General features: G+C 62.9%; 16 protein-coding genes. 12 read left to right on the plus strand and 4 right to left on the minus strand.

The features are described 5' to 3' along the window. The 3 genes from KF708_20710 to KF708_20720 all read left to right on the plus strand — a co-directional run. Positions 1–614, plus strand: a 614-nt coding sequence (locus KF708_20710) for a hypothetical protein (GenBank protein MBX3415118.1), incomplete at its 5' end; no start/stop codon positions are given. Between the two features lie 300 nt (positions 615–914). Then, complete coding sequence (locus KF708_20715) at positions 915–1,916, plus strand: lipid-binding SYLF domain-containing protein (GenBank protein ID MBX3415119.1); 1,002 nt, start codon at positions 915–917, stop codon at positions 1,914–1,916. Between the two features lie 302 nt (positions 1,917–2,218). Further along, the gene (locus KF708_20720; protein ID MBX3415120.1) at positions 2,219–3,583 is read left to right on the plus strand and encodes a hypothetical protein; all 1,365 of its coding nucleotides are present in this window, start codon (positions 2,219–2,221) and stop codon (positions 3,581–3,583) included. 67 nt (positions 3,584–3,650) lie between these two features. Here KF708_20720 and metG read toward each other — a convergent pair whose 3' ends face one another. Beyond that, a complete protein-coding gene (gene metG, locus KF708_20725; GenBank protein MBX3415121.1) occupies positions 3,651–3,986 on the minus strand; it encodes a methionine--tRNA ligase subunit beta in 336 nt (111 codons plus the stop codon). A gap of 329 nt (positions 3,987–4,315) precedes the next feature. On the opposite strand from metG, the gene KF708_20730 reads away from it, so the two are divergent. From KF708_20730 to KF708_20745, 4 genes are all read left to right on the plus strand, one after another. After that, positions 4,316–7,156: a tetratricopeptide repeat protein gene (locus tag KF708_20730; GenBank protein ID MBX3415122.1), complete on the plus strand. Its 2,841-nt coding sequence runs from the start codon at positions 4,316–4,318 to the stop codon at positions 7,154–7,156. After that, positions 7,153–7,482 carry a nucleotide pyrophosphohydrolase gene (locus KF708_20735; GenBank protein ID MBX3415123.1) on the plus strand — a complete coding sequence of 110 codons (330 nt, stop codon included), beginning with the start codon at positions 7,153–7,155 and terminating at the stop codon, positions 7,480–7,482. The genes KF708_20730 and KF708_20735 overlap by 4 nt, the downstream gene beginning before the upstream one ends. Continuing rightward, positions 7,479–9,812, plus strand: a complete 2,334-nt coding sequence (locus KF708_20740; GenBank protein ID MBX3415124.1) for a hypothetical protein — start codon at positions 7,479–7,481, stop codon at positions 9,810–9,812. The genes KF708_20735 and KF708_20740 overlap by 4 nt, the downstream gene beginning before the upstream one ends. A gap of 118 nt (positions 9,813–9,930) precedes the next feature. Continuing rightward, complete coding sequence (locus tag KF708_20745; GenBank protein MBX3415125.1) at positions 9,931–10,857, plus strand: ABC transporter ATP-binding protein; 927 nt, start codon at positions 9,931–9,933, stop codon at positions 10,855–10,857. Positions 10,858–10,909: 52 nt separating this feature from the next. Here the strand turns inward: KF708_20745 and KF708_20750 are convergent, their stop codons facing one another. Then, positions 10,910–12,619 (minus strand): hypothetical protein, encoded by a 1,710-nt coding sequence (locus KF708_20750; GenBank protein ID MBX3415126.1) that lies wholly within the window; start codon positions 12,617–12,619, stop codon positions 10,910–10,912. Between the two features lie 336 nt (positions 12,620–12,955). On the opposite strand from KF708_20750, the gene KF708_20755 reads away from it, so the two are divergent. The 5 genes from KF708_20755 to KF708_20775 are packed head-to-tail and all read left to right on the plus strand — an operon-like array spanning position 12,956 to position 16,894. Beyond that, a complete protein-coding gene (locus KF708_20755) occupies positions 12,956–13,363 on the plus strand; it encodes a heavy metal-responsive transcriptional regulator (protein MBX3415127.1) in 408 nt (135 codons plus the stop codon). A 27-nt stretch (positions 13,364–13,390) separates the two neighbouring features. Then, a complete protein-coding gene (locus KF708_20760; protein ID MBX3415128.1) occupies positions 13,391–15,616 on the plus strand; it encodes a nitric-oxide reductase large subunit in 2,226 nt (741 codons plus the stop codon). After that, positions 15,613–15,828 carry a DUF542 domain-containing protein gene (locus KF708_20765; GenBank protein MBX3415129.1) on the plus strand — a complete coding sequence of 72 codons (216 nt, stop codon included), beginning with the start codon at positions 15,613–15,615 and terminating at the stop codon, positions 15,826–15,828. The genes KF708_20760 and KF708_20765 overlap by 4 nt, the downstream gene beginning before the upstream one ends. Before the next feature lie 26 nt (positions 15,829–15,854). Next, entirely contained in the window at positions 15,855–16,181 is a 327-nt protein-coding gene (locus KF708_20770) for a cupin domain-containing protein (protein MBX3415130.1), read from the plus strand. Beyond that, complete coding sequence (locus KF708_20775; protein MBX3415131.1) at positions 16,178–16,894, plus strand: MOSC domain-containing protein; 717 nt, start codon at positions 16,178–16,180, stop codon at positions 16,892–16,894. Before KF708_20770 ends, KF708_20775 begins: the two co-directional genes overlap by 4 nt. Positions 16,895–16,924: 30 nt before the next feature. Here KF708_20775 and KF708_20780 read toward each other — a convergent pair whose 3' ends face one another. After that, entirely contained in the window at positions 16,925–18,220 is a 1,296-nt protein-coding gene (locus tag KF708_20780; GenBank protein MBX3415132.1) for a hypothetical protein, read from the minus strand. After that, positions 18,217–18,603 carry a DUF488 family protein gene (locus KF708_20785; protein ID MBX3415133.1) on the minus strand — a complete coding sequence of 129 codons (387 nt, stop codon included), beginning with the start codon at positions 18,601–18,603 and terminating at the stop codon, positions 18,217–18,219. The genes KF708_20780 and KF708_20785 overlap by 4 nt, the downstream gene beginning before the upstream one ends. Positions 18,604–18,643: the final 40 nt, after the last annotated feature.

Genomic DNA, 18,643 nt, shown 5'->3' on the forward strand with positions numbered 1-18,643 from the left:
AGGGAGACGACACGATCCTCGGCGACGGCGGCGACGGCGCCGAAGGCAAGGCCGATTCTCTCTTCGGCGACGACGGCAACGACCAGATCTTCGGCCATCATGGGCATGACTTCATCGACGGCGACGATGGCGACGACCTCCTCACCGGCGGTGACGGCGCCGAGGCGAACGACACGCTCCTCGGTGGCGCCGGGAACGATATCTTGAGCGGCGCCAACGGGAACGACAGCCTGACCGGCGGAGTGGGATTGGATCTGCTGGTGGGTGGCCTCGGCCTCGACACCTTAGAGGGAGACGGCGGCCAAGACCTGCTGATTGCCGACAAGACGAATTTCGACCTGAACATCACGGCGCTGTCGGCCATTCACAACGAATGGATTTCGGCCGGTAGCTACGAGGATCGCGTGGCGCATCTGACTGGCACGGCGGGGGGCGCCAATAGCGCGACGTATCTGACGCCCGGCGCGACCGTCTTCGACGACGAGACTACCGACCAACTCACCGGCGGCACTACAGACCTCGACTGGTACGTCTACAGCCTGCTCCAGGACGTGCTCAGCGACTACGAGCTGGACGAGGAGAAGACCGACACCGCGGGATTTCTATTGCCGTAGACCTGGCAGCGGGCGAGTTGCGGATCGGACCCCTGGCACGGATGACGTTCGTCGTTGCCAGTGGCACAGTGCGGTTCGATTGCGCCCGGTACGCGGGCATCTGAGATAGGCGTTCTTGCCTGCCGAGGATAAGATGATCCGCCATCGAGGGGTGGGGGGCCGCCCCACGAATAGGGCTGCCCGACGGGCGATTCTCCGACGAGATTTCATTCCCCTTCGACTGGAGTGCGTCGCAGGGCGACCGTTTCAGCGGGGCCCTCCTCGGCCCCAACTCACAGGATTTTTTTTCGCGAGGAAGCGATGTCACGACCTTTGCTCCGCCGGGCGCTGCTGGCCACGATCTTCTGCTGTGCCTTTCCGGCCATCGTGCAGGCTCAGGCCTCGGAGCGGCAAATCGTGATCGAGGCCCGGCACGTGCTGCAGGAGATCATGGCGATCCCCGTGCAAGGCATTCCACGGGCGCTCCTGGCCGATGCTCAAGGTTTGGTGGTCGTGCCGGGTATGATCCGCGGCGGCTTCATCGTGGGGGTCAAACATGGCCGCGGCATCGCGGTGGCGCGGAACAGCGATGGCACCTGGACGAATCCGGTCTTTGTGCGCATCACGGGAGGGAACATTGGATTTCAGGCTGGCCTGCAGGCCACCGATCTGGTGCTTGTGTTTCGCAACCAGACGCGGGTCGAGGAGTTGATGCGCGGGCGGTTCACCATTGGCGCCAGCGCGAGCGCTGCCGCGGGCCCCGTCGGTAGAGACATGTCGGCGGCGACCGATGCGCAACTTCGATCGGAGATCCTGTCGTACTCGCGGAGCCGGGGATTGTTCGCCGGCGTCGCGATCGACGGCGCCGTGATGCAGCCCGATCCGAACGCCACGGCGATCTTTTACGGTCAGACGCCCACGCATCCGCAAGGTCACGTGCCCGCCGTGGCCACTCAGTTCGTGTCGCTGCTGACGGCGCATTCGACGGGCAACGTCAACACCGTAGTTCCGGTGCCGCATACCGATCACGAATTGGTCTGCCGTGAATTACTGGCGGCGCACGAGCGTCTGGCTGAAATCCTCGATCCGGCGTGGCAGCAGCATCTGGCGTTGCCGGCGAATGTCACCTCGCCGACGCCCGAGGCGCAGGCGAGTCTTCGCGCGACGCTGGCGCGATACAATCAGGTTGCCAGCGATCCTCAATTTCGCGCGCTGGCCGAACGGCAGGAGTTTCAGGAGACGCTGACGATGCTCAATCGGCACGCGCGTCTCCAGGAAGCGGCGGCCGCCAACGTGCTGCCGCTGCCACCTCCGCCGCAATAGAGGTCACGCTGGCGAGCGGCAGACTTCGAGCTTCCGCCGCTGTGCGCGGTTCGGGTGGCGCTTCGCACTTGTCCCGAATGGCAAACTGGTGGGCGATCTTCGACGCTTGCGGACATTGCGCGGCGGCCATTTCCTGTTCGACAAGAGGCCCAACCTGTAACCAGCAGGCTGTCACTCTCCGGCACTTCTCTGGGCCAGTCCCTCGTCGCGGTGATGCCGCTACAATCAGCAAAACCGCTAAAGTTTGACATTTGCCCCGTCCGAATAGCCGTAGAAGGGACAGGTTTCGGGGGGGAATCGCCATGCGCATGTGGGTGGTCGTGTTCGGCCTGTGGCTAGCACTCTGCGCGGCGCCAGTCGCGGCGCAAACGCTGCGGCGCTTGCCGCCGGTGCCACCCGCGCCCTGGCCGCAGGGGATGGCCCCGCTCGATGGTTCGTCCTCTGTGCAGCCTGCCAGTTACGAGCAGACTTGTACCTCTTGTTCGGCGGGGGATCTTTACTGTCCGCGTTGCCACGGCGCGAGTTGCCAGTGTCCGGAATGCCCCGCGCCGTGCGATGAATGTCCGCGCATCAATCTCATCAATCCAGCGTGGCGATTGATGATCACGGGCTGGCTCGAACTCGACATGCTCTACAACAGCGCGCGGCCGGTGGCGCCGGGGGTGCCCTTTTTCCTCGCTCCGGGGGCTGTCTCGGGCAACAACCAGTCGACGTTCGACGCGCATGCGCGCCAGTCGGCCCTCTTCGCGGCGTTTGTCGGTCCGCAGGTGGCTGGATTTCAGACCGGGGGCCTTGTGGCGGCGAATCTGTTCAACGACGCGGTGATCGTCGACCGTTATGGATTTCTGCCCTATCAGGCCTATGGCGAGGCGAAGAACGAAGACTGGCGTTTCGCGGCGGGCCTGCAGATGGATATCTTTGCGCCGCTGCTGCCCACGGTGTTGCCCTTCAGTTATCTGATCGCCTCGGGGAATGCCGGGGAGTATCGCGGTCAACTTCGCGCCGAGCGATTCCTTTACCCCAGCGAGGATCGCCAGATCACGCTGACCGCCGGCATCAGCGATCCGCGGGCCACGGTCTATAGCAACCAGGTGCTGGGCGAAGATGCGGGCTGGCCCAATATCGAGCTGCGCGCCGCGTATGGCCTGGGGGACGAGGTGCAAGTAGGGCTGGTCCAAGCGCGTCCGGTCGAGTTCGGCGTTTCGACGGTCGTGGGGCAGATACGGACGGTGATCGTTGCGGATTCGGTGACGGCAAACGTGTGGGGCCTCGCCGGCGATTTCCGCTGGCGTATGACCGAACGATTTGGCTTTGCCGGCGAGATCTTCTCCGGCCAGGGTTTGGGCACCTACGGAGCGGCCGTATTCCAGCCGGTCAATTCGCTGACGGGCGAATCGGTACACGCCACCGGGGGCTGGCTCGAGCTGTATTACTATTTCACTCCGTGCGTACACACGCACGGCGGCGTCGGCATCGATGATCCCGTCGACGACGAGCTGAGCGACACGCAGATCGCCATGAACCGGACGGTCTTCGCCAACCTGATCTGGGACGTGAGCCCATCGATCCGCCTGGGGATCGAACTGACCTTCCGCGATACGAACTATCTCGCGCTCAACGACAACAACGGCGTCGGCATCGAAACGCAGACCCAGTGGCGATTCTAGTAGGCTGCTGACTTTTTCAGCAGCCTGATAGGTCGCGGCCGTGCGACCAAACACCCATCTTTATTTGCTACTTGATGCCGGATCCCGGTTCGCAGTCGCGGTCGGGTCGAAGCAAGACCACCCCCCCCGCATCGCTGGCGGCCAGGAGCATTCCGTTCGACTCTTCGCCCCGGATCACGGCGGGCTCGAGATTGTTGACGATCACAATCTGGCGGCCCACCAGGTTCTCGGGCTCGTAGTGCCCACGGATGCCAGCCACGATCTGCTTTTCCACCTCGCCCACCTGCAGTTGCAGCAGCAACAACTTATTGGCGTTGGGATGCTCGCGGGCAGCCAATACCTTGGCGACGCGCAGGTCGAGCTTGGCGAAATCGTCGTACGATACGAGCGGCTTGGGATCCATCTGGGGCTTTCTTGGTTCTTTCGGACTCGGCAATTCGTTGCAGGAGCAACGTCGCGGCAGTAGGGCACAAGTGGCAGCCAGCACCCGCCACGGCTCGCACAAGGAGCGTCGTAGTGCCACGCGAAGAGAGGCGTTTTGAAGCTCACTCTGGCGACAGGGCAGGGGGGCATCTTACGGTTCGACGGCGCAGGCTGTCAAACACCGAGTGGGCATCGCTTCGCTTGAGGATTGTATCGCCTTCGGCTACCGTAAAGTGAAGCAGCGCTTGCGGATGCCGCTCGACGACGGCAACGCGACTCTCGCTTGCGATTCCGCCGGATCGGACCCCCATGACACAGACACTTTCGAGGCAGATGCTCGCGGCACTTGCGCTGATGCTCGTCGGTCTCGGGAGCGTTGCCAAAGCGGCGGAAGATTCGCCACGGTCCGAAGCCCGGCAGCTCGAACTGGCCGGCAAGTATGCCGAAGCGATCGACGCCTTCGAGGTGGCGAGCAGCACCGACGCGCTGGCCTCGGGACTGGGGATTGCCCGTTGCCGCATCGCCATCGGCGAACGTGAATTGGCCGAGCGGGACCTCGAGACGCTGACCGAGGCGCACGTTGACGCAGCCGAGCCACGTGCGGAGCTGGCGCTTTCGGCATACGAACGCGGCGATTATGAAGCGGCAAAACGCTGGTCGGCCGCCGCGCGCAAGCTGGACGACAACTCCGTCGCTGCCCGCTGGGTCGATGCGGAGTTGTTACGCACTTCTGGCCAACTCGAGGAAGCCGCCACGGCGTATCGGTGGTTCTTCGACTACTACAACCAGCAAGACATCGCCGCGGCCGATGACTTGCGGCTCATCGGCCGCGCCGTCGCCGAGCATGTGCGCTGGAATCGCTTGACCAGGCAATTCGATACGCTGGTCAACGACTTCTATCCCGCCATTCTCGTCGCCGAGCCCGGATACTGGCCCGCGCATTACGAGACGGGGCTGCTGTTCCTCGAAAAGTACAACGATGCCGAAGCGGCGAAGTCGTTTCGAGCGGCGTTGAAGCTGAATCCGAGCTCGGCCGAAGTACATGCGGCGCTGGCACGGATGGCGCTGGCGAGTTTCGATATGGAAAACGCGCGGCTGGCCACGGCTCGCGCCATCGAGCTGAACCCAAAGCTGGTCGAGGGATACCAGGTCCGTGCCGACTTGTTGATGGCGAATTTCGATTTCGATGAAGCGATCAAGACGCTGGAACGGGTGCGGGAATTGAACCCACGTTCGGAAGAGACGTTGGGGCGGCTGGCCGCCTGCTACATCCTGCTCGATGGCCTGGCGGACAATCTTGCAGAGACTCGCGCCGGCCAGTTGATCGCCGAAGTGGAACAGCACAATGCCCGAGCGGGAATCTTTTATTACACGTTGGCCACGGCCCTGGGCGAACGGATGAAATTTCCCTCGGCCGAACGCTTCTATCGCGCGGCGATCGAGCAGATGCCACAGTTGCTGTACGCGCGCTCGGCCCTGGGACTCATGTACATGCGCATGGGGCGTGAGGCGGAAGCGCGCGAGTTGCTCGAAGCCTCGTTCGCCGAAGATCCCTACCACGTCCGCGCGAAGAACATGCTGGAAGTGCTCGATGTCCTGGAAGGCTTCGAGACGATCGAGACCGAGCATTTCGTCGTGAAGTTCGACCCTCAGCACGACCGCGTGCTGGCCCGCTACATCGCGAAGCACCTCGAAGCGGCCTATCCGAAGCTCTGTCAGACGCTGGGCTACGAACCCGCGGAAAAGTCGTTGTTCGAGATCTTCAACAATGCCCGCAAGAGCACCGGCCACCAGTGGTTCAGTGCCCGCATGGTGGGCTTGCCGTACGTGGGTACGGTCGGCGCGTGCGCCGGGCAGATGGTGGCCCTCACGGCGCCCACGTCCCTCAAGTCCCCCTTCAACTGGGCGCGCGTGGTCGAACACGAGTTCGTCCACGTGGTGAATTTGCAGCAGACGCATTTCAACATTCCGCACTGGTACACCGAGGCGCTGGCCGTGCTGAACGAGGGTTATCCTCGCCAGCAGGAGTGGAACGAGATGCTCAGCGAGCGAGTGCCCAAGGGCGAAACGTTCAACCTCGATACGATCAATCTCGGATTCATCCGTCCCAAGTCGGGGGTCGACTGGCAGATGGCCTATTGCCAGGCCGAGCTCTACGCCGAATACATGGTCGCCACCTATGGCGACGATGCGCTGGCCAAGATGTTGGCCGCGTATGCCGATAATCTCGACACACGCCGGGCGCTCGAGCGTTCGTTCGGCGTGCGGCAGGAGGATTTCGAGGCGGGCTACGCGGACTACGTGAAAAAGATCGTCGACGCGCTGCCGTCCACCGCTCGGACCAAAGAACAATCGTTGGCTGAACTGCAAAAGGCGCACGATGCCGACCCGCAAGACGCGCACTCGGCGGCCCGGTTGGCCCGGGCGCATCTCGATCGGGAGAGCTATCCCGACGCTCGGCGACTGGCGCGTGCGGCCCTGGCGATCGATCCTCACGAGCAGACGGCGGCGCTGGTCGTGGCGAGGCTGCACCTGCTGGTAGGCGACACCGACGAGGCTCTGGCGGCGCTCGAGGGGGCGATCGACTCGGAGTCTCCCGAGGAAGAAACGCTGGCCTTGCTGGCCGGCGAGCTGCTCAAGGCAAGGCGTCACGCCGATGCGACCCGCTGGTACCGGCTGGCGGCCGAACGGGACGCGGCGAATCCCCGCTGGCAAAAGGGACTGGCCCGGGTTTATCTTGCGACGGGAGACGATCAATCGCTGGCGCAGGTGCTCGAGCGACTATCGCTGCTCGAGGCGGATAACGCCTCGTACCGCAAGAAGCTGGCTCAACTCGCCCTGGCAGATAAGAATTACCCGGCCGCCGCCGATTGGGCCTTGAAGGCGATACATGTCAACGTGCTGGACGTGGATGCCCATCGCATGCTGGCCGAGGCTCTGGTCGCCCAGAAAAAACATGGGGCCGCTGTCGAGGAGTACGAGGTCGCGGTCGAACTCTCGCCCGAAGAACCGGGCTTGCGCATGGCGCTGGCGGACGCCTGCGTCGAGGACGGTCAGAAAGACAAGGCGAGAAGTACTCTCGAAGTGCTGATTGAGATGAAGCCCGACTACCCGGGCGCGGCGACGTTACTAGAGAGTTTGCAACCATGACGAGCGAGACGAAGAGTGCGCCGCAGATATCGATCGCCGATTTTCAGGGTCTGATCCGCGAGATGTACCTCGAAAAGGATTTGGCTCGCGGAGTCGACGGCACGTTTATGTGGCTGATGGAAGAGGTGGGAGAGTTGGCGGGCTGCCTGCGTAACGGCACGCACGAAGAGCGGCTGGGCGAATTCGCCGACGTGCTGGCCTGGCTCGCCACGATCGCCAATGTCGTCGGCGTCGATTTGAATGAGGCCGTCCAACGCAAATACGGCTCGGGCTGTCCCGGTTGTGGCGCGTTCGTTTGCACTTGCGCCAATGCGGAGAAGCCGTGAGCTGTTCTATCTATTTTCCACGAATTCTCTCGTGTTGGCCGGTGTATCTCTCGCTGGCGCTCGCGCTTCTTGCACTTGCCACACCGCCGGCGGTGCTGGCGCAAGGAGGGGCCTCCGCGCCAGCGGCCAAGTCGAGCGACCGTCCGGAGTTCAAGGCGATCTCGGTGGGCATCGAGCATCGCTACAAGACCGCCAGTTGGACACCCGTCGAGTTCACCGTCGCGGGAGGTAGCGAACCGTTCACCGTTTTGCTGTCGGTCACGGTCGCCGATGGCGATGGCTATCCGAGCGAAGTGACTTCCACGCAGCCGACGGTGATTGTGCCGGGGCGCGAGACCAGGCTCTCGATCAACGTGAAGCCAGGGCGCGTGGACGGCAACTTTACCGCCAGGCTTGTGAATGTCGAAAACGGGCGCGAGGTGGCACGCCACACGTTCGACACGCGTTACGAACAAGATGCCATGCACCCCATGATGGCGCTCGCGTCGGACGACCTGTTGATGGTCATGATGGGGCCCGGCATCGGGCTCGAGTCGGCCATGCGTCTGCAGGGGATGGCGGATGGCCCGCGCACGAATGCCATCGCAACGTTCCGCAGCGCGAACCAGTTGCCCTCGCGCTGGATCGGGTACGACGGCGTCGATCTGCTCGTGCTGTCGACGAGCGACGCGACGCTCTTTCGTCCGCTGGCGACCGATAGTGCGCAAGTGACGGCACTGGACGAGTGGGTCAAACGGGGGGGCAACCTGCTAATGTTCGTGGGCTCGCAGGCGCCCGAGATCCTGGCGGTGGGAGCACCGCTGGCCCGCTTCGCGCCGGGGGAGTTTGTCGAGATGGTGCCCATGCCCAATCTCGCTCCGCTGGAGGAGTATGCCGAAGATACGAACTCGCCGATCGTCCCCCCCCATGCCCGCAACGAGGTGCGCCGCATTCAAGTGCCGCGACTCGCGCATGTCGAGGGAGATGTCGAGGCCAGCGCCGGCTCGGATCTTCCGCTGGTCGTGCGGCGCGCGTACGGCCTGGGGCAGATCACCTTCGTGGCGATCGACCTGGATCGCGCTCCCTTCAGCAATTGGGGGGCGCGCGACAAGTTCGTCAGCCGACTGATGGGCTATCCCACGCGCGCCCCGCAATCGGCCGACGACTCTCTCACGATGCTGTCGGGCCAGTCGTATGGCGACATCGCGGCGGCGCTACGCAGCGTGCTCGACGCGTTCGAAGGGGTGCGCATTGCGCCGTTCTGGTTCGTGGCGATGCTCGTGTTCGGGTATATCGTGCTGATCGGGCCGGTCGATTACTTCCTGGTGCGGCACGTCTTCAAACGCATGGAACTGACCTGGATCACCTTCCCCGCGATGGTGCTCACAATCAGCGTGGGCGCGTATGCGCTGGCCTTTTGGATGAAAGGCGATCAGTTGCTGGTGAACCAGATCGATCTGCTCGACGTTGATGTCGCCACCGGCCAGATGCGCGGCACCAGTTGGTGGAATGTCTTCAGCCCCACCTCGAGCTCGTACGACGTGAAGATCGCTCCCGTCTTGCCGAATGGCGAGACGACGGACAAAGCGGAAGAGCTGGTCTCCTGGATGGGAGCGATCGGCTCGAGCCTGGGGGGGGCATACAGCTCGGCGGGGGATCCGCCTCTCTGGGCACGTCCTTATGCGTTCGCTCCTCAACTGGACGAAATGTTGGGCGTGCCGATCCAGGTGTGGTCGACCAAGAGCTTCACATCGCAGTGGAACCTGACCGACGAAGTGGGACAGCAGGTCATCGAATCTTCGTTACGGTACGAGAATAGCGACGTGCTGGCCGGCACGATCCGCAGCCGCTTGAAGATGTCGCTGACCGATTGCGTGATCGCCCACGACATTTGGGCTTACCCCATTGGCAAGCTGGTCGCGGCCGAGGAAGGCCGGCCGGGAGACGAGATCGATTTGTCCGATCTGGCCCAACGACGCATCCGGCTCGAGCGTTGGCTCTCGCAAGGCGATCGCACGCCGGCCGAACCGAATGCCACCGGTTTGAACGTCACCTTGACGCCGGGAGTGTTTGAAATAAACGCCCCCGAATTGGTCTTGCGCATGCTCTTCTTCAAGGCCGCGGGGGGCGACGCGAAGTTGGGCATGGTGAATCAATATGAGCATCGGCTCGATCTGAGCCGAAATCTGCGCCCCGGCTTCCGCCGGGCGATTCTTGTCGGGCGGGTCGAGCCCACGGGTGATGCACCAGCGGCCGCGGCCAACTTGCTGCTCGACGGCGAGGTCATCCGCGGCCCACACGACAAACATTGGGTTCTCTATCGGTTCCTGCTGCCCGTCGAGGATGAATAACGACGCAGACATGAAGCTGTGCATCCCTTGTTTGCTCGACAGGGTGCGACGCACCACAGCACACCCCGACGCGACAGCGACAAGTACCGCCGACAACTGCTCGAAGAAAGCCAGCACCGTGATCGAAACTCGCGACCTGACGAAAACCTACGGCGATCTGTACGCCATCAAGAATCTGCAGTTGAAGCTCGACAAGGGAGATGTCTTCGGCTTCATCGGCCCCAACGGCGCCGGCAAGACGACGACGATGCGCATCCTGGCCACGCTCTTGAACCCGACCTGGGGCGAGGCGTACGTCTGCGGCTTCTCGATCTACACGAAGCCGAAGGAGATCCGCCGCCTGATCGGCTACATGCCCGACTTCTTCGGCGTGTACGACGACATGAAGGTGATCGAATATCTCGAGTTCTTCGCGGCGGCCTATCGCATCAAGGGGGCGGCGCGGCGCAAGATCTGCGACGAGGTGCTCGAACTGGTCGACTTGACCTACAAGCGCGATGCCTACGTGACGAGCCTCTCGCGTGGGATGACGCAACGGTTGGGCCTGGCCCGCGTGCTGCTGCACGATCCGCAGGTGCTCTTGCTCGACGAGCCGGCGAGCGGGCTCGACCCGCGCGCACGCATCGAGATCCGCGGGCTGCTCAAAGAGCTGCGTCACATGGGGAAGACCATCATGATCAGCAGCCACATCCTGCCCGAGCTGGCCGACATCTGTAACAAGGTGGGGATCATCGAGCGTGGCGAGCTGATCATCAACTCGGACGTGGCCGACGTGATGAAGCAGGTTCGCCGCCAGGTGGTGCTCAACGTGGCCGTGGCGGGGGATCTGGCGGCTGCCGCCAAGCTGCTCGAGGGGCACGCCTCGGTCGAGAAAGTCGACCTGCAAGAAAAGATGATCGTGGCCACGCTGGCCGACGGCGTGACCGATTACAGCGAGCTGCCCACGCTGCTGATCCAGGCCGGGCATAAGCTCACGCTCTTCAAAGAAGACGAGTTGAACCTGGAAACGGCCTTCATGGCACTGACCAAGGGCATCACGGCCTGAGTGCTTTTTGTTGCTTTCGATTCACTCGCATGCAGCTTGTTGAGGACGGCGATTACGGTTCTCTGGCCCAGCGTGCCTTCCATACGCTGATGCCGGCCGCGAGCAGGAAGAAGGTCAGGCCCAACAGAATGCGGTCCAGGCCGACAATCTCATAGCGTGCGTTGTCGTACGCGCGTGCGCCGAAGACGAGCAGGCAACTCGCCGCCGCAAGGCCCCCGGCGACGGTCCACACGCGCTCTCGGACGAGTTGACCGAAGGCCAGGGCGAGCACCGCCACCACGAGCGGGATTGTGTTGGCCAGCCACGCGGGCAGATCGCCGATCAGCAGTGGGGACTGCGATAAGGCCGACCAGCAACTTGCCAGGGCGAGCACTGCTGCCGCCCCATAGAGCGGCTTTCTCGCCGGGCCGCGCACGAGTCCGGCCAGAACCAAGACAAGCGCCAAGGCCAGATTCAGCGGCACGAAGATTCCATATCGTGCCAGGGACGAGTCCGAAAACTCCAGCGACAGCCCCAGCGTGACGAGGGCCGCAAATGCCAACCAGTGCAGCGCATCTCGTTGACGATAGCCTTGGAAGGCTTGAACGGTCGCGGCCAGCAGTAGGGGCCACCCCTGCGGAACGGTTAGTGATTCCAGATCGGAAGTGCTTGGGCCGATCAACGACCAGGCCAGCAACGATCCCGTCAGGGCCGTCGTGGCAAATCCACCGCCACGAAGTGCCGCGTAGGCGTACAACGCCGTTGCCGCGGCGAGTGTCCAGAAGGCGGGCGTGCCGTGCAGTCGCGTGGCAGCGTCGTGATAGAAAATGCCAGCAAGCGTATCGGGACGCAGGGGATAGAAGGCAATCGCCACGGCCAGCACCGGCAGCGCATACGCGAGATACTCGAGCCCTTTGCGGCGCGAGACGATCGCGCCTTCGAGCACGAGGATCGTCAGCGCCAGCAACAGAGGCACGAGGAACCAGGGGCCGAAGATGAGTTGGTTCCCCGGCACAAAGTGCAGCGAAACGCACAGGTAGTACGCGCGGACGCAGGCACAGAAGCCCAAGACTCCGAACAAGGTCCAGGGAAACCACGGCCAGGGCCAAGGGGTGCCGTTCTCGCGCACGGCAGCGGCGCCGCGTCGAACGGCGGGCAGCAACAACAGGAAAGCCAGTGACATCGCCGGCGCAAAGCCGAACAGGCCGAATTCGAGAGATCTGCTGTTGGGGTCCGCAAGCCAAGTGACGAGAAGGGGCGGATAGAAGAAGAACAGCGAGAGGAGCATGTAGTACGGCAGTCGATAGAGCAAGCTCAAGCGAATCCGCAGACCATGGAGCAGCGCTTCGCTGACCACGATGGCAAAGATCCATCCCAGCAGGTTGTAGGCGAATCCCAGTCGGGGGTTTCTCGCCAGCACATCGTCGAACGTGACCGACATGGCCAGCAGGCCGATCACGACGAGCAACAACAGGCTGCGGGCGTCTTCCCAGACTTGCCCCCAACGCACGATCAGCAGGGCCGTTGCGGCCAGCAGCACCGTGTACGCGGCCAGCGAGGCCAGCAACAATCCGGTTTCAAACGAGGCGCCCGTCGTGTCGAACGAGGCGCGCAATCCAGCGAATACGAGCGCTGCGCTGATCGCATAGAACGGATTGTGAACGTAGAGCCAGCGCAGAGGGCTGCATGCCGCCGTTGGCCCTGGCCCGGAAGGCAGCGTGCCGCGGATTGGGCCTTGCGTCCCGTCCGAGGGCGCGGCGAGCGATTCTTGCCGCTTCTCCATGACCATCTCCCCTTCGTCTGTTCCGCAGACAGGCGACGTCGTGCCTCGATACGATGGCGGACGCGAGGAGCAGATTGCGTTGCGCAGCGGCGCGCTACTTTAGACGCCCGATAAAACGCGGCACCCAGCAACGCTACGAAACAGCGCCCGGCCACCATCGGAATCGACGAGTCGCAGAAATGAGACAAGCGCCCTCATTATCCAATCCGCGGCAAAGATGGCAAGAAGAATCGCCGCCAGGCGATGGGCGCCACCCGCAGGAAGGAGCATGTCCAGCCTTGACTCTGTAGCATACTCCAGACTGTATGATGGCGCGACCGCGCGGAGAACAAAGCCATGAAACCCATGAAAATCGGCGAGATCGCCAGGCTCTCGGGCACAAGCGTCGAGACGATTCGCTATTACGAACGGGAAGGCCTGCTGCTCGAGCCGGAACGTCGCCCCTCGGGTTACCGACAATACGACGAGACCACGGTCGAGCGGCTGAAGTATATCCGGCAGGCGAAGGATCTCGGTTTCACGCTGGCCGAGATTCGCGAACTGCTGGAACTCTCGTCCGCGCATTCGAGCTGCAATCATATCCGGCAGCGCGCCGAGGCGAAGATGGCGGACATCGAAAGCAAGGTGCGTCATCTGCAGCAAATGAAACGTTCGCTCGGCAGGATCGTGAAGCGTTGCCGAGCGAACGAACCAAGCGTCGATTGCCCCCTGTTGCACAAGACCAAGGGACGATCGGCGACGTAGCAACGAACTTCAGGCGGAGATCATGCTATGCGACGACTCTGGATCGCGTTTACCCTCGTCATGGGACTTTCGTTTCTCGTGCTGGGGTGGATCGGCACGAGGATCTACCAGGAGATGCCGCCGCTGCCGGCGAAGGTGCTCTCGAGCGATGGCCAGGTGGTCATCGACACGGGGGAGATCCAGGCCGGACAGAATGTCTGGCAGACGCTGGGGGGGATGGAGGTCGGTTCGATCTGGGGGCACGGCAGCTATGTCGCCCCCGACTGGACCGCCGATTGGCTGCATCGCGAGGCCGTGTTCGTGCTCGATCGATGGGGGACGATGGAGTTTGGCGCCGATTATGCGCAGCTCGGCGAAGAGCAGCAGGCGCAGCTCCAGGGGAGGCTCACCGAGGAGATTCGAACCAATACCTACGATCCGGCGACGAACGCGATCACGATTTCTCCTCTGCGCGCGGAGGCCTTTCAGTCGAATCTCGAGCATTACTCCGATGTCTTCGCGAATGGCAGGTCCGAGTATGCAATTCCCCAAGGCGCCGTCACCGATCCCGCGCGCTTGCAGAAGTTGGCGGCGTACTTTTTCTGGACGGCCTGGGCGGCCACCACGAATCGGCCGGAATCTTCGATCAGCTATACCCACAATTGGCCCCACGAGCCGTTGGTGGGGAATCGCCCGACCGGCGAGACGGTCGTCTGGACCGGCGTGAGCATCATCATGCTGCTGGCTGGCATCTCGGCGATGGTCTGGTGGCACGCGGCGCGTAACCGAGAGGAGGAAGCGATGCCGCTGCCCGACGCCGATCCGTTGGGCGAATGGGTGGCGACGCCGTCGCAACGTGCCACGATCAAGTACTTCTGGGTCGTGGCGGCCTTGATCCTGGTGCAGATGCTATTGGGGGTCATCACCGCGCACTACGGCGTGGAAGGAGATGGCCTGTACGGCATCCCACTCTCGAAATGGCTCCCCTACAGCGTGACGCGCACCTGGCACGTGCAGGCCGGCTTGTTCTGGATCGCCACGGCCTGGCTGGCCGCCGGTTTGTTCATCGGGCCGCTGGTCAGCGAATTCGAGCCCAAGGGACAACGCTTCGGCGTCAATCTGCTCTTTCTCGCGCTGCTCGTCGTCGTGGTAGGATCGTTGACCGGCCAGTGGCTGAGCGTGCAGAATCATCTTTCCGATCGGGTGTCGTTTTATCTCGGGCACCAGGGATACGAATATGTCGATCTTGGCCGTGCGTGGCAGATCGCGCTGTTCGTGGGCTTGTTGCTCTGGTTGGTGCTGATGGTGCGGGTATTGCTGCCGGCATTGCGCCGGCCGGGGGAGCAAAAGCAACTGGTCACGCTGCTCGCCGTGGCGAGCGCGGCGATCGCCCTCTTCTACGGGGCGGGGCTCACCTGGGGGCAGCATTCGCATCTCTCCATCGTCGAATACTGGCGCTGGTGGGTTGTCCACCTGTGGGTAGAAGGGTTCTTCGAGGTCTTCGCCACGACCGTGATTGCCTTCTTCTTCATGCGGCTGGGGCTGATTCGTCCGGGGATCGCCGCGGCGGCCGCGCTCCTCTCGGCGACGATCTTTCTCTCTGGCGGCATCATCGGCACGTGCCATCATCTGTACTTCTCCGGCACCCCGACCGTGGCGCTTGCCTGGGGCGCGGTGTTCAGCGCCCTCGAAGTCGTGCCTCTCACGCTCGTCGGCTTCGAAGCCATGGAAGACTTGCGCCGCTCGCGCCTCACTCCCTGGGTGCAGCAATACAAGTGGCCGATCTATTTCTTTATCTCCGTCGCATTCTGGAATATGATCGGCGCGGGATTGTTCGGCTTCATGATCAATCCACCCTTCGCGCTCTACTACATGCAGGGCCTCAACACCACACCGGTACACGGTCATGCGGCGTTGTTTGGCGTCTACGGCATGCTGGGCATCGGTTTGATGCTGGTCTGCCTGCGGGCACTCCTTCCGGGCCGAGAATGGCGAGACGGACTGCTGAAGTTCGCTTTCTGGGCGCTGAATGGTGGGCTGATGGCCATGTGCGTGCTGAGCCTACTGCCCGTCGGACTGCTGCAGACCTGGGCCTCGGTCGAGCATGGCTACTGGTACGCGCGCAGTGCCGAATTCATGCAGACGCCGGTGATGCAGAATCTGCGCTGGATGCGCGTGTTGGGAGATACGGTGTTCTTCCTGGGGGCGGTAGCACTGGTCTGCTTTGTCGCCGGCTTGAAGTCGGGGCACTCGTTTCGAAAGGCGAATGCATGACCGCCTCGAAATGCGATCTCGACACGGCGGTGCCCGATTGGGTGATCGAATGCCCGGGGGCGTTGCTCGTGTTTCAGGAGTTGGGGATCGACTATACCTGCGGGGGCAAGTCGTTGGCTGGTGCCTGCCGCGAACGGGGGCTCGACGCACCGTTCGTACTCGCGCGATTGCAACGTTTGCTCGACGCAGAAGCGGAAGGGGCAGGGGGTTAATTTCTCACACAAGGGAGGGCCGTACGATGGCGATTCCACATGCACAACCGGGTGAAGTGATCGAGGTGCGTCCCTTAGGGGCCTCGCTGGACAGGGCAATGACCACCACGCTGATCAAGACGGCGCGGCTCGAGGTCGTACGTTTGGTCATGAGCAAGGGCAAGGAGATTGCCGCCCATCGGGCGCCGGGGGAGATCACCGTCCAATGCCTGGAGGGGAAAGTGGCCTTCACGGCGCAGGGCAAGACGCAAGAACTTACCGCCGGACAGCTCCTTTACCTGAACGCCGGCGAACTTCACGCGGTAAACTGTCTGGAGGATGCCTCGATCTTGCTCACGATCCTGCTGGCATGACGGTTGCCGTTCTACGTTCGATTCAGGTGGGTTTGCCGCAAGAATACGGGGGCGCAGGAGCCGCTGACCCGTTGGACCGTCGCTGGACGACGGGCTTCTTCAAGGAAGCAGTGACCGGTCCCGTGTTTCTCGGTCGCACGAACCTGGCGGGAGACGGACAAGCCGACCTCGTCCATCATGGGGGACCCGACAAGGCGGTGCTGGCGTATTCGGCCGATCACTATCCAGCGTGGCGCCAGACACTTGCCGTGCCGGCTTTCCCGTTCGGAGCATTCGGCGAGAACTTTACCGTAGCGAATTTGACCGAGGCCGACGTCTGCATCGGCGATGTGTGGCGCGTGGGGCAGGAGGTTGTGGTGCAGGTGTCGCAGCCTCGCCAGCCCTGCTGGAAGTTGGCCCGTCGCTGGCGCATCAAGCCGCTGGCACATGAAGTGCAGCAGTCGGGACGGACGGGCTGGTACTTTCGCGTGCTGGAAGAAGGCTTTGTGCAGGCCGAGATGCCGCTCGTCTTGCTCGAGCGATCGCACCCGGCGTGGACCGTGGAACGAGCCAACCACGTGATGCACACGGACAAGCACGACTTCGACGCGGCAGCACAATTGGGGGCGATATCAGCCTTATCCGCCAACTGGCGGGCGACGCTTCGTCGCCGCATCGAGCAACACGTGGAAGCCGATTCCGCGCGGCGCCTGATCGGTCCCAACGAGGGCTGACGTCGGACTGTGCGAGTTGCAATCCGCGCGTTAGAGAGCCTCGAGCAACGCTGGCTTGGTGTCTTGCAGGATCTCGCGGATCGCGGCGCGATCTTGAGGCGTGAGGTGGGAGAACCGCTCGCCGCCGCGACCGGCGAGGATCTCGCCCAACCGCGTGCGCAGATAGACCATCATCTCCGAAGGCAAGGCGTCGAAATCTTCTGAATAGATGAGATAGCTGCAAGGGTATTTGAACATTCGCTGCTGTAGATCCAGATCGCGGAGCGATCGCCCTTGCGCGTCGCGCGGGCCTGGGCGGGCGAACGTCTGGGCAAAGGTGCTCGTGCCCGCCAGCGGACTCGAGAATTTTGCTTCATCTACCATGAGCAAGCCTTCGAGGAGCTTGTCGCCGGCATGGGCGATGCGCCGTGTCGTGCTGTCGAGGCGGTGGCTGGCGGGCTCTCCTAGCGCCTTGTTGAACACCTGCTCGTACTCGAGCGCCTGGCGCGTGGTGAAGTTGGCCTTGGTAATCAAATTGTGAACGTGCGTTTGATGTTCGAATACCATGAGCGCGACGAGGTCGCTGTGCGCGTTCAGATAGTGCTCGGCGGCGAATCGATCGCCGAGGTCGGTTACATTCAGGCCTTGCGAGTTATTCCAGGGGCGTTTCTCGTCCCGGCTGCGAAGGATGAAGTTTCCCAAATGCGTTTGCGTACCATGCGTGCCCGAGACGTACCAGCCTCCCCAGCGATCTGCGAGGGGGGTCGTCGGATCGACGAAGTGGCTCCCTTCGGACAGAATCGGCAGACCGCTGGGCCCCACGATCATCGAGCGGACGAGCAGCCCGGGAATGTTGTCGGTCTGCGAGCCGCCGTGACATTGCAGGCACTGGTGCGTTTGGCGCTCGATCACGGGCACCTCCTGCTTTGTCTGCTCGAGGGTATAGAAGACCGCTCCAAGCTGGGGATCGGCCACGGCGAGCTCGATCACCTCGCCACCGCGGCAGTAACCGAGGTAGCTGTCGTCGTTGAAGTACAGGGCGCGCGGCGTGTGGGGCGAGATACGATTCCGCTGCATGCTCGACTTGGAAAAGACGAGCATCTGCGAGTCTTCGCGGATTTCGAGCTTCCGTAGAAGATCGCGCAAGTAGCCGAGCTCGGGTTCGTGCTCGAGCGACGTCTCGCGACGTTCGAGGGCCCCTTGCAGTTGCGAGATGCGGTTGTCGGGCGTGCCGAGGCTGTACTCGATCGGCGGCGCCTCGTACTCATCGGCCCCCGACGAGGGCGACCCCCAAAGAGCCACGCCGACGATCGCCAGCAAACAAGTATGCCACGGCAGCCAGTTCATCGGGACCCTTTGCGCGCAGAACGTTTGGACTCGAGCAGCTCGCACAGCACGATCGCATGGTTGTGCTCGGTGTCGCGAGCGCCGTAGAGGAGCGCCACGCGGCGTCGTTTCGACAATTGCACGAGATGATCGATCGGTTCCGGTCGCTCGCGCAGCTCCTGCCGGTAGCGCCGGCGAAATTCCTGCCAGCGCTCGGGGCGGTGGCCGAACCATTGGCGCAGCTCGGTGCTGGGGGCCACCTCTTTGGCCCATTCGTCGAGGTGCAACTCCTCTTTCGAGAGACCACGCGGCCAGAGTCGATCGACCAGCACGCGATAGCCGCAGTCTTGCTGGCCGGCGTCGTAGGCTCGAATTAACTGAATCTCGGGAAGTTTCTTCGCCATGGGGTGTGTTTCCTTCGAGACGGATGGGGCCCTCTCGTGC

The sequence above is a fragment of the Pirellulales bacterium genome, assembly GCA_019636335.1.
In the GTDB taxonomy this organism is placed as follows: domain Bacteria; phylum Planctomycetota; class Planctomycetia; order Pirellulales; family JAEUIK01; genus JAHBXR01.

Excerpts from the sequence above, each read along its gene's own strand:
- KF708_20715 (MBX3415119.1), top strand. The coding sequence starts at position 915 with ATGTCACGACCTTTGCTCCGCCGGGCGCTGCTGGCCACGATCTTCTGC.
- KF708_20720 (MBX3415120.1), top strand. The coding sequence starts at position 2,219 with ATGCGCATGTGGGTGGTCGTGTTCGGCCTGTGGCTAGCACTCTGCGCG.
- metG (MBX3415121.1), bottom strand. The coding sequence starts at position 3,986 with ATGGATCCCAAGCCGCTCGTATCGTACGACGATTTCGCCAAGCTCGAC.
- KF708_20730 (MBX3415122.1), top strand. The coding sequence starts at position 4,316 with ATGACACAGACACTTTCGAGGCAGATGCTCGCGGCACTTGCGCTGATG.
- KF708_20735 (MBX3415123.1), top strand. The coding sequence starts at position 7,153 with ATGACGAGCGAGACGAAGAGTGCGCCGCAGATATCGATCGCCGATTTT.
- KF708_20750 (MBX3415126.1), bottom strand. The coding sequence starts at position 12,619 with ATGGAGAAGCGGCAAGAATCGCTCGCCGCGCCCTCGGACGGGACGCAA.
- KF708_20755 (MBX3415127.1), top strand. The coding sequence starts at position 12,956 with ATGAAACCCATGAAAATCGGCGAGATCGCCAGGCTCTCGGGCACAAGC.
- KF708_20760 (MBX3415128.1), top strand. The coding sequence starts at position 13,391 with ATGCGACGACTCTGGATCGCGTTTACCCTCGTCATGGGACTTTCGTTT.
- KF708_20765 (MBX3415129.1), top strand. The coding sequence starts at position 15,613 with ATGACCGCCTCGAAATGCGATCTCGACACGGCGGTGCCCGATTGGGTG.
- KF708_20770 (MBX3415130.1), top strand. The coding sequence starts at position 15,855 with ATGGCGATTCCACATGCACAACCGGGTGAAGTGATCGAGGTGCGTCCC.
- KF708_20775 (MBX3415131.1), top strand. The coding sequence starts at position 16,178 with ATGACGGTTGCCGTTCTACGTTCGATTCAGGTGGGTTTGCCGCAAGAA.
- KF708_20780 (MBX3415132.1), bottom strand. The coding sequence starts at position 18,220 with ATGAACTGGCTGCCGTGGCATACTTGTTTGCTGGCGATCGTCGGCGTG.
- KF708_20785 (MBX3415133.1), bottom strand. The coding sequence starts at position 18,603 with ATGGCGAAGAAACTTCCCGAGATTCAGTTAATTCGAGCCTACGACGCC.